Source organism: Promicromonospora sp. NPDC060271, assembly GCF_042726755.1.
Lineage (GTDB): Bacteria > Actinomycetota > Actinomycetes > Actinomycetales > Cellulomonadaceae > Promicromonospora.
This window is the reverse complement of sequence record NZ_JBHXBG010000187.1, coordinates 1-10,291: the sequence shown is the minus strand read 5'-3', so window position 1 is coordinate 10,291 and position 10,291 is coordinate 1. Positions and strand designations below refer to the sequence as shown.

The 10,291-nt window shown below is 70.4% G+C and carries 8 protein-coding genes and 1 tRNA gene; 3 read left to right on the top strand and 6 right to left on the bottom strand.

All coding sequences use genetic code 11. The features are described 5' to 3' along the window. Positions 1-46: 46 nt before the first annotated feature. From ACFWE2_RS21910 to ACFWE2_RS21890, 5 genes are read right to left on the bottom strand one after another with little or no spacing between them, the layout of a single operon-like run. A complete protein-coding gene (locus ACFWE2_RS21910) occupies positions 47-1,039 on the bottom strand; it encodes an ABC transporter ATP-binding protein (RefSeq protein WP_377226324.1) in 993 nt (330 codons plus the stop codon). Next, positions 1,039-1,989: an ABC transporter ATP-binding protein gene (locus ACFWE2_RS21905; protein ID WP_377226323.1), complete on the bottom strand. Its 951-nt coding sequence runs from the start codon at positions 1,987-1,989 to the stop codon at positions 1,039-1,041. Before ACFWE2_RS21905 ends, ACFWE2_RS21910 begins: the two co-directional genes overlap by 1 nt. Before the next feature lies 1 nt (position 1,990). Beyond that, positions 1,991-2,923 carry an ABC transporter permease gene (locus ACFWE2_RS21900; RefSeq protein WP_377226322.1) on the bottom strand — a complete coding sequence of 311 codons (933 nt, stop codon included), beginning with the start codon at positions 2,921-2,923 and terminating at the stop codon, positions 1,991-1,993. Then, complete coding sequence (locus ACFWE2_RS21895; protein ID WP_377226321.1) at positions 2,920-3,915, bottom strand: ABC transporter permease; 996 nt, start codon at positions 3,913-3,915, stop codon at positions 2,920-2,922. The genes ACFWE2_RS21900 and ACFWE2_RS21895 overlap by 4 nt, the downstream gene beginning before the upstream one ends. Before the next feature lie 3 nt (positions 3,916-3,918). Next, positions 3,919-5,691: an ABC transporter substrate-binding protein gene (locus ACFWE2_RS21890; RefSeq protein ID WP_377226320.1), complete on the bottom strand. Its 1,773-nt coding sequence runs from the start codon at positions 5,689-5,691 to the stop codon at positions 3,919-3,921. 243 nt (positions 5,692-5,934) lie between these two features. Here ACFWE2_RS21890 and ACFWE2_RS21885 point away from each other — a divergent pair. After that, positions 5,935-6,007: transfer RNA gene (locus ACFWE2_RS21885), tRNA-Arg, on the top strand. Between the two features lie 22 nt (positions 6,008-6,029). On the opposite strand, the gene ACFWE2_RS21880 is transcribed toward ACFWE2_RS21885, so the two are convergent. Next, positions 6,030-7,262 carry an ROK family protein gene (locus tag ACFWE2_RS21880; RefSeq protein ID WP_377226319.1) on the bottom strand — a complete coding sequence of 411 codons (1,233 nt, stop codon included), beginning with the start codon at positions 7,260-7,262 and terminating at the stop codon, positions 6,030-6,032. Between the two features lie 90 nt (positions 7,263-7,352). On the opposite strand from ACFWE2_RS21880, the gene xylA reads away from it, so the two are divergent. Both xylA and xylB read left to right on the top strand, forming a co-directional pair. Continuing rightward, positions 7,353-8,507, top strand: coding sequence for a xylose isomerase (gene xylA, locus ACFWE2_RS21875; protein WP_377226318.1), 1,155 nt, complete (start codon positions 7,353-7,355; stop codon positions 8,505-8,507). A 173-nt stretch (positions 8,508-8,680) separates the two neighbouring features. Beyond that, complete coding sequence (gene xylB / locus ACFWE2_RS21870) at positions 8,681-10,159, top strand: xylulokinase (protein WP_377226317.1); 1,479 nt, start codon at positions 8,681-8,683, stop codon at positions 10,157-10,159. Positions 10,160-10,291 lie beyond the last annotated feature (132 nt).

The following is a 10,291-nucleotide window of genomic DNA, read 5'->3' as shown; positions in this document are numbered from 1 at the left end:
GCGTCGACATCGTCCACGCAGAGCAACACACCCCGCAGTCCTGCACCTACCCCCCGGCCGGGCACGGGTCCTCCGCCGCCCTGCGGAAGCACCCCACGAAGTGGCCGGGCGTGTACTCGACCAGGCCGACGCCGTCCGGCGTGCCGTCGGCTGCCTCCGCCTCCTCGCCCAGGGCCCGGCCCTGCGCGGTGATCGCCTCGTGGTAGAGGCAGCGGCCCGCCAGACGCCTGGTGCGCTCGGCCTCCTCGGCCTCGACGTCGTCCCACGTCCGGTCCAGGTGCGGCACCGAGGCCAGGAGGTCGCGGGTGTAGGGGTGCAGCGGGTCGTCGAAGACGGCGCTCGTCACCCCCCGTTCCACCACGCGCCCCTTGTAGAGGATGACCACGCGGTCGGAGACGTAGTTGCCGAGCGAGAGGTCGTGCGTGACGAACAGGATGCCGAGGCCCCGTGCCTTGAGCTCACCCAGCAGGTTGAGCACGTCGATGCGGGTCGAGGCGTCGAGCATCGAGATGATCTCGTCAGCGACCAGCAGCTCGATGTCGAGGAGCAGGGCCCGCGCGATGAGCAGGCGCTGCAGCTGACCGCCGGAGAGCTGGTGCGGGAACTTGCCGAGGATGTCGCCTGGTTCGAGCGTCACGGCGGCGAGCGCGTCCTCGAGCCGCCCCCGCCACTCCCCCGACGAGACCCGGGGGAAGTAGGAGCGGCGCAGCGTCTCGAACGTCCGGTCCACCTTGTAGATGGGGTTGAACGACGAGAACGGGTCCTGGAACACGCCCTGGACCTTGCGGTAGTAGTCGCGACGGGCGCGGAACGAGAGCTTGGTGACGTCCTGCCCGTCGAACGTGATAGTGCCGCCCGAGGAGTCGAGCAGGTGGAGCACCAGCTTGCCGATCGTCGACTTGCCGCTGCCCGACTCGCCGATGAGCGACACCACCTCACCACGCTGCACGTCGAGGCTCACCTGCCGCACCGCGTGCAGGTCGGAGGTGCCGAAGGTGCCGGTCCGGTAGACCTTGTCGAGGTGGTCGAGGGTCAGCATCAGCTCACCGCCCAGCAGGCGACGTGGTGCCCAGGGGCCACTTCCCGGAAGGGTGGCGCCTCCGCGCACCGGTCGTGCGCCAGGGGGCAGCGGGCGCGGAACCGGCAGCCGGCGGGTGGTTCGAGGAGCGACGGCGGCCGTCCCTCGATGCCCTCGAGCTGCTGCTCCTCGTACCGGTCGCCGACCTTGGGCAGCGCCCCGATGAGCATCTTCGTGTACGGGTGCAGCGGTTCGCTGATGATCGTCCGGGCCGGTGCCTTCTCCGCGAGGTGCCCCGCGTACATGACGAGGATCGTGTCGGCCACCTGGAACAGCACCGAGATGTCGTGCGTGATCACGATCATCGACTTCACGAACCCGTGGTCGCGGAACTCGACGAGGGCCCGGGCCACCGCCTTCTGCGAGGAGACGTCGAGCGCCGACGTGACCTCGTCGCCGATCAGGAGCGACGGGTTCAGCAGCGTGGAGAGCACGAGCACCACGCGCTGCTTCATGCCGCCGGACAGCTCGATCGGGTAGCGCTTCAGCACGTCCGGCTCCAGCCCGACGAGCTTGAGCCGCCGCTCCAGCTCGGGCAGCACGTCCGTGTACCGGACGTCGTGCGCCCCGAGGAGGTCCTTGATCATCCGGCCGATCTTGCGGGTCGGGTTCATCGCGGACATCGCGTACTGCGGGATGAGGGACACCTCGCGGTAGCGGTGGCGGCGCATGGCGCCGTCGTCGGACAGCGGCAGCTCGTCGTCGTCCAGGACCACCGTGCCGCCCACATGCCTCATGCGGGTGTCGAGGCGGATCAGGGCCTTGCCGAGCGTCGTCTTGCCGCACCCGGACTCGCCGGCCACGCCCATGATCTCGCCGTCCGCCACCTCGAAGGTGACGCCGTCGAGGGCCTTCACATCGCCGCGGCGGGTGCGGTACCAGACCTTGAGGTCGTTCACGGCCAGGGGCATGTCACATCTCCCGCAGCTTGGGGTTGAAGACCTCGTCGAGGCCGACGTTCATGATGTAGAGCGAGCCGACGATGAGGGTTATCCCCAGCCCCGGCGGGATGAACCACCACCACAACCCCAGATGGAGCGCACTCCACTGCACCGCCTGGTTCATCATCAGACCGAGCGACATCGCGTTGGTGGGCCCGAGCCCGATGAAGTCGAGCGACGCCGCCGTGAGGATGGACCCGCCGAACAGCAGCACGAACGTCATGAAGAGGTAGGAGTACATGTTGGGCGCAACCTCGCGCCGCAGGATCGTGCCCACCCCCACACCCGACAGCCGCGCCAGGTCGATGAAGTCCCGCGAGCGCAGCGACAGGGTCTGCGAGCGGACGGCGCGCGCCACCCACGGCCAGCTGAAGACGCCGATGTACAGCGCCTGCATCGGGACGCTCCGTACGCCCAGGTAGGCGTTGATGATGATGAGCACGACGAAGCCCGGGATCACGAGCACCACGTTGGTGAGCATGTTCAGCAGCTCGTCGATCAGGCCGCCGCGGTACCCCGCGACGAACCCGATGGTCATGCCGATGACGGCGGAGACGGCGCCGCCCAGCACGCCCACGAGGAACGTGGACCGCAGGCCGGCGACGAACTGCGCGAAGACGTCCTGGCCGAACGTGGTGGTGCCGAACGGGAAGTCGGCGGACGGCGGCGCCATGGGCGGTCCGGCGTAGTCCATGGGCGCGTACTTGAGGAACGCGGGACCGATCAGCCCGAGCAGCAGGAACCCGAGCACCACCACCATGCCGATGATGACCTTGGGGTTGCGCAGCGCGAAGTACAGCGTCTCGCGTGCGTCCCCGCCCGGTTTGCGGCCCGCCACGGGGCCGGCCGCACCGGGTTCGGTCGTCTCGGTCCCCGGCCCCGCAACGGGCTGCGTCGCCGTCATGCTGTTCCCCCAGTCAGTCCGGTCCTGGTACGCGGGTCCACCAGCACGTAGACGATGTCGATCACGAAGTTGGCGACCAGCACACCGATCACCACGAACAGCAGGGTGCCCTGCAGCAGGAAGAAGTCCTGGTTCTGGATGGCGGACAGCACGAGCTTGCCCAGGCCGGGGTATGCGAACACGATCTCGGTCACCAGGGCGCCGCCAAGGATCGTGCCCAGCTGGAGCGCCAGGCCCGTGATCTGCGGAAGCTGGGCGTTACGGAACGCGTACCGCCGGATGAGCCGCCTCGGCGCACCGAGCGCGGCGAGGTAGTTCGCGTAGTCCGACTCGAGCTCGTAGATGATCAGGTTCCGCATGCCGATCGCCCAGCCGCCGAGCGAGACGAGGAAGAGCGACAGGAACGGCAGCACCCAGTGCTGCAGCAGGTCGAACGCGAACGACCACGTCCACTGCGGCACGAGGCCGAAGTCGTAGCCGCCGGCCACGGGGAACCAGCCGAGCGCCACGCCGAAGCCCCACGCGAGCAGGATCGCCAGCCACATGTACGGCATCGCCGTGACCAGGTAGCCCACCGGCAGGGCCACGTTGTCGAGCCAGCGGCTGCGCGCCGCCATCGCGCCGACGGTGTTACCGACCACGAAGCTCAGCAGGATCGCCGGGATCATGATGCCGAGGGTGTACGGGACGGCGTCGAGCACGACGTCGCTGACCGGCGTGGGGAACAGCCACACGCTCGTGCCGAGGTCCCCGCGGAACAGCGAGCCCCAGTAGTTCAGGTACTGCTGCCAGATCGGGAGGTCCAGGCCGAACATGCGCTCGTAGTAGTCGGTCATGGCCACGATCGTCTCGGGGTGCTGGACGGCGGCGCGCGCCACCATCCGCTGAACCGGATCCCCCGGCATGAGCCGGGGGATCAGCCAGTTCAGCGTCACCGCCACGACGAAGGTCAGGCCGTAGACCAGCGTCTTGCGAGCGAGATAGCCGCCCATACGTCAGGAGGCCGGCTCGAGGGCGAGCAGCGTGTTGATGCCGCCCATCTGCACGTATCCGTTCCACATCACGGGGAAGTACGCGTCCTCGCGCCCCTCCTTCGGCCAGTTGGTCCACTGCGACTCGTTGTACTGCGCCCACGCGCCGTTGTACCAGAGCGGGATCATCGGCAGGTCGGTCATGAACTTCTCCTGCACCTGCGACAGCGCCTCGGAGAACTCGGGGGTGCCGCTCTCGGTGCGCGACAGCTTCTGCACCAGCTCCCAGGCCTCCTCGTCCTCGTACCGGCCGAAGTTGCCCGACAGCATCTGCTCCTGGATGGGCTGGTAGAACGCGTAGTTGTAGTAGGTCCAGGGGGTGTTGCTCACGCCGGCGTTGCCGTTGATGAGCAGGTCGAAGTCGCCGGTGGCCCGCGCGTCGTCCAGGGCGCCGGCGTCGGGGAAGTCGGCGGTGACCTTGATACCGGCGGCCGAGGCGTCCTCCGCGATGACGCGGGCCGCCTCCATCCAGTCGGTCCAGCCTGCGGGGACGATCAGCTTGAGATCGATCTTCTCGCCGTCCGGCGTCTCGACGAACCCGTCGCCGTCGGTGTCCTCGTAGCCGGCGTCGGCCAGGATCGACTTGGCCTCCTCCGCGTCGAACGTGAAGCCGTGCTCGCTCGCGACGTCCTCGTCGTAGTACTCCTCGAACGCCGGCACCAGACCCGACGGGTGGGCCTTGGACACGAGGCCGCCGTACGCGTTGGTGACGATCTTGTCGACGTCGATCGACCGCGCGAGCGCCTGCCGGAAGTCGACGTCGTCCATCGGCGCGCGCGTCTGGTTCGGGATGAGGTTCGCCGACGCCGCCGCCAGCATGTACGGCTCGCCGTCGTAGTAGGTGCTCACCTGGCCGGAGTCGGCGAGCGTGTTGACGCCGGGCAGGAAGTTGTTGCTCAGGTCGAGGCTGCCGGACAGCATCAGGCCGAGCGCGACCTCGTTGGAGGTGTTCACGACGTCGACGATGTACTTCATCGGCATCTCGAGGCCGAGCTCGCTCTTGGCCCACCAGTCGTCGTTGCGCTCCCAGACCATGCGGTCCTGCCCGACGGCGGAGAACTTGAACGCGCCCGAGCCGATCGGGTCCTCGTTCGGGTTGGACAGCAGCTCGTCGTCCGACCAGTCACCCATGATGTGCTCCGGCACGATCATGGTCGTGTAGAGCCAGTTGTCCCACTCCTGGAACCGAGGGTCGGAGAAGGTGAACTCGACGGTGGTGGGGCTCGTGGCCTCCGCCTTGTCCAGCCATGTCCACAGGTTGCTCCACGGCACGGCGTCGACCTTGCCGAGCTCCGCGGTGAAGACGACGTCGTCGGCGTCGAGCGTCTCGCCGTCCTGCCAGGTCAGACCCTCACGGAGCGTGAGCTCGTAGGTGTCGTCGCCGGTCCACTCGCCGCCCTCGGCGAGCCAGGGCTTCAGCTCGAGGGTGATCGGGTCGAACTGGAACAGCGGCTCGTAGAGCAGGCCGCCCAGGCCGGTCGCGCCGCCCGCACCGGGGATCGGGTTCCACGACGACGGCGGGCCCCACTGGGTGCCGCTCGTGAAGATCGTCTCCTCGCGGGGGTACTCGCCGACGAGCTCGGTCGCCGCGTCCATGCCCTCGGCGGACGCGTACGGGTTGGCCGCAGGGGTGGGTGCGTTCCCACCGCCGCCGGTGCAGCCGGCGAGGAGGAGTCCGGCTACCGCGGCTGACGCAAGGGCCAATGTGCCCCGAGACCTGGTCTGTCGAAGGAACATCATTGATCCTCTCGTCCACCCGCACGGCCGTCGTGCGGACCCGGCGCACCGTCGCATCGGGTTGCTGAGCATCGTTCTGCCCTTTTGCCCGACCAGTCAAGGTTTGGGAGGCAAGTTGCCAAAATGTGACGTCGGCTCGGTGGGCGGCATTTCGCGCGTGGGGGCCGCCAGCAGCTAGGCTGTGTGCGCCGGTCCGGGCTCCGCCCGAGGCCGGACGTGCTCCGCCCTCGCGGAGGGGCGCGAGCGCCTGTAGCTCAGTGGATAGAGCACCGCTCTCCTAAAGCGGGTGTCGGCAGTTCGAGTCTGCCCAGGCGCACCTACCGCGTGCCGGTCGACCGTCAGACCCAGGCGGCCGGGTCGGCGAGCACCGCCTGGAGCACCTCGCGCGCCCCGCCCGTGAGCGCCGCCTGCGGACCGGCCTGCGCCGCACGGACGTCCAGGTCGACGAACGGCGCGGCGAGCACCCGGTCGGCGAGCACCTCCTCGACGTCAGCCCGGAGCCAGGGCAGCAGCTCGGTGTACGCGCCGCCCAGCACGATGGTGGAGACGTCGAGCAGGTTGACGAAGTCGGCGAGGGCCGAACCGAGCGCCCGGCCGGCCGGCAGCGTGGCCATGGCGCTGCCCGACGCGTCGGGGCCCGCACCGTCCCGGGTCAGCCGAGCGACGAGCGCGTCCAGCGGGGAGTCCGGCGGCAGGCCCGCCGCCCGCATCATCGCCTCCTTGCCCGCGTACTGCTCCAGGCAGCCGAACGCGCCGCACGAGCAGCGCGGCCCGGCCGGGTCGACCACGACGTGCCCGATCTCGCCGTTCCACCCGCGCTCCCCCAGGAACAGCGCGCGGTCGACGACGATGGCCGCGCCGATGCCGACGTCGCCCGAGACGAAGATGAAGGAGTCGGGCGCCGCGACGTCGGAGCCGCCGGCCAGCTCCGCGAGCGCCGCGAGCTTTGCCTCGTTGGCGATGCGGACCTCGAGGTCGCCGAGCCCCAGCAGCGGGACGGGGTCGAGCGTCGACCAGCCGAGGTTGGGTGCCACCTCGAGGAGCCCGGTGCGCGGGTCGACCAGGCCGGGGAGCGCCAGCCGGGCGCCGGCGACGGTCATGCCGGACGCCGCGACGCCGTCGGAGACCTCGCGGGCGAGGCCGCCGAGCCGGCGCAGCACCACCGTGGGGTCGCTGTCGTGGAGGGCGCCGGGGACCACCTGCTCCGACACGACGTCCCCGGTGAGGTCGAGGACTCGCGCGCCGAGGTAGTCCACGTTCACCTCGAGGCCCAGGCCGACGACCGTACGGGGCGCCGGGACGAGCGGTACCGCGGGCCGGCCCGCTCGCCCGCCGGTCACGGCGGGCAGCTCCCGCACGAGCCCCGCGGCCACGAGCTGGTCCACCAGCGTCGACACGGTGGCCCGGGCCAGGCCGGTCGCGGCGGCGACGCCGGCGCGCGAAAGTGGTTCGGAGACCTCGAACACGGCGCGGGCGACCAGCTCGAGGTTGCGTTCGCGCAGGGTGTGCTGCCGGGACGCGCCAGGGCCCGTCCACGTGGTGCTCTCGCGTGCGGTCCCTGCGGTGGTCACGCCTTGACTGTAGCCGAACCCCGCGCAATAGTTCATCCGTACAACAAATGCGGCGCCGCATGCCGGGGCCGCCTCGATGAGGAGACCTCCGTGAGCGACATCAAGTACTCGTTCGGCCTGTGGACCGTCGGCTGGCCCGGCGCCGACCCGTTCGGCACGGCGACCCGCCCCGACCTCGACCCCGCCGAGTCGGTCCGCAAGCTCGCGGACCTGGGCGCCTGGGGCTTCACGTTCCACGACAACGACGTCTACCCCTTCGGTTCGGACGACTCCGCCCGCCAGAAGCACATCGACTCCGTCAAGCAGGCCGCCTCGGACACGGGCCTGGTCTGCGAGATGGTCACGACCAACACGTTCACGCACCCCGTCTTCAAGGACGGCGCGTTCACGTCCAACAACCGCGACGTGCGCCGCTTCGGTCTGCGCAAGGTGCTGCGCAACGTGGACCTGGCCGCCGACATGGGCGCCTCCACGTTCGTCATGTGGGGTGGCCGCGAGGGCACCGAGTACGACAACTCGAAGGACCTCAACGCCGCGCACGCCCGCTACGCCGAGGGCATCGACACGGTCGCCTCCTACATCAAGGAGAAGGGCTACGGGCTCAAGATCGCCCTGGAGCCCAAGCCCAACGAGCCCCGCGGCGACATCTTCCTGCCGACGATCGGTCACGCCATCGCGCTGATCGACTCGCTCGACAACGGCGACATCGTTGGCCTCAACCCGGAGACCGGGCACGAGCAGATGGCGGGCCTCAACTACACCCACGGCATCGCCCTCGCGCTGCACCTGGGCAAGCTGTTCCACATCGACCTGAACGGCCAGCACGGCCCGCGCTACGACCAGGACCTCGTGTTCGGTCACGGCGACCTGCTGTCCGCGTTCTTCACGGTCGACCTGCTGGAGAACGGGTTCCCCAACGGCGGCCCGCGCTACGAGGGCCCGCGCCACTTCGACTACAAGCCGTCGCGCACGGAGTACCTCGACGGCGTGTGGGAGTCGGCCAAGGCCAACATGGAGACCTACGACATGCTCGCGGCCAAGGCCGCCGCGTACCGTGCCGACTCCGAGGTGCAGGCCGCGTTCGAGCACGCGGGGATCTTCGAGCTGGGCCAGTCGACCCTCGCCGAGGGCGAGACGTTCGACTCGTTCCTCGCCGAGGCCGACCCTGACGTCGACGCGCTGGCCGAGAAGGACTACGGCCTGGTCCGCCTCCACCAGCTCGCGCTGAAGCACCTGATCGGCTGATCGCCGGTCCCGCGAGGTAGAGCGCGTGTCCGGACACCCGCTCTACTTCGGCGCTGTTGTGTCCGCGAGGTAGAGCGGGTGTCCGGACGCTCGCTCTACTTCGCGGAACGCCCCCTGGCTGGCGCGGTAGCGTGGCCGTTGCCGCCCCCACCTCACCTCTTCCTGGAGCATCGATGCCCCTCGTCGCCGGCGTGGACACGTCCACGCAGTCCTGCAAGATCGTCGTGCGCGACGCCGAGACCGGAGCGCTGGTCCGCAGCGGTTCCGCCAAGCACCCGGACGGCACGGAGGTGGACCCGCGACACTGGTGGGACGCCTTCCAGGAGGCGGCCGCCGCGGCGGGCGGCCTGGCCGACGTCGCGGCGCTCTCCGTGGGGGGTCAGCAGCACGGCATGGTCGTGCTCGACGCCGACGGCGACGTCATCCGGCCCGCGCTCCTGTGGAACGACACCCGTTCCGCGGCGGCGGCCGAGGCCCTGATCACCGAGCTGGGCGAGGGCGACCGCGAGGCGGGCGCCCAGGCGTGGGCCGACGCCGTCGGCTCGGTGCTCGTCGCCTCCCTCACCGTCACCAAGCTGCGCTGGCTGCACGACAACGAACCGGAGAACGCGGCGCGCGTCGCCGCGGTGGCGCTCCCCCACGACTGGCTGTCCTGGCGCATCGCGGGCTACGGACCCGCCGACGACCCAACGGCCCCGCTGGGCCCGCAGCTCGACAAGCTGTTCACCGACAGGTCGGACGCCTCCGGCACCGGGTACTACGACGCCTCCACCGGCCAGTACCGACCTGACCTGCTGGAGCGCGCTCTCGGGCGGACGGACGTCGGACTGCCGCGCGTGGTCGGCGTCGCGGAGGCGGGCGCCGTCGCGCACCCGTCCGTCGCCGGCTCTGCGGTCGACGGCGGGGCGCTCATCGGGCCCGGCGCCGGCGACAACGCGGGCGCGTCCCTCGGACTCGGCATGACGACCGGCGACATCGCCATCTCGATCGGCACCTCCGGCGTGGTCTCCGCCGTCGCGCCGAAGCGCACCGCCGACGGATCGGGCGCGATCAACGGCTTCGCCGACGCGACGGGCAATGCCCTCATGCTCGCCGTCACCCTGAACGCGGCACGCGTCCTGGACGCCGCCCGCGAGGTGCTCGACGTCGACTTCGACGAGCTGGCCTCGCTCGCGCTGCAGGCGCCGCCCGGGTCCGACGGACTCGTGCTCGTGCCGTACCTGGAGGGTGAGCGCACGCCCAACCGGCCCACCGCGACGGGCACGCTGCACGGCATCCGCCTGGCGACGTCCACCCGGGCGCATCTCGCCCGGGCCTACATCGAGGGCATGCTCTGCGGGCTCGCGGACGGCCTCGACGCGCTGCGTGCGCAGGGCGTCACCGTGGACCGCGTGATGCTGATCGGCGGTGCGGCGCAGTCGCCGGCCGTGCAGCAGATCGCCCCGCAGGTCTTCGGTCTGCCGATCGGCATCCCCGAGCCCGGCGAGTACGTGGCCGACGGCGCCGCACGCCAGGCCGCGTGGACCCTTGCGGCAGCGGGCGACCCCGACGCCGCTGCTCCGGCCTGGTCCACGACGATCGCCACGACGCTCGACGCCGACCCGAAGCCGGTGGTCCGTGAGCAGTACGCCGCGGTCCGCGACCTGACCTGAGGGAGCTCGGTCGCACACCTGACCCGCAGCGGTCGGGCAGCTCCGCCACGGCGGGTCGAGCCCGCCGGAGAACCAGTACGTCTGCGGGGTGTGTTGCTCCGCGTAGACAACGTCTACGCAGAGCAACACACC

What these genes read in the sequence shown, in the direction of transcription:
- ACFWE2_RS21910 (WP_377226324.1), bottom strand. Translation starts at nt 1,039, where the DNA reads ATGCTGACCCTCGACCACCTCGACAAGGTCTACCGGACCGGCACCTTC.
- ACFWE2_RS21905 (WP_377226323.1), bottom strand. Translation starts at nt 1,989, where the DNA reads ATGCCCCTGGCCGTGAACGACCTCAAGGTCTGGTACCGCACCCGCCGC.
- ACFWE2_RS21900 (WP_377226322.1), bottom strand. Translation starts at nt 2,923, where the DNA reads ATGACGGCGACGCAGCCCGTTGCGGGGCCGGGGACCGAGACGACCGAA.
- ACFWE2_RS21895 (WP_377226321.1), bottom strand. Translation starts at nt 3,915, where the DNA reads ATGGGCGGCTATCTCGCTCGCAAGACGCTGGTCTACGGCCTGACCTTC.
- ACFWE2_RS21890 (WP_377226320.1), bottom strand. Translation starts at nt 5,691, where the DNA reads ATGTTCCTTCGACAGACCAGGTCTCGGGGCACATTGGCCCTTGCGTCA.
- xylB (WP_377226317.1), top strand. Translation starts at nt 8,681, where the DNA reads ATGCCCCTCGTCGCCGGCGTGGACACGTCCACGCAGTCCTGCAAGATC.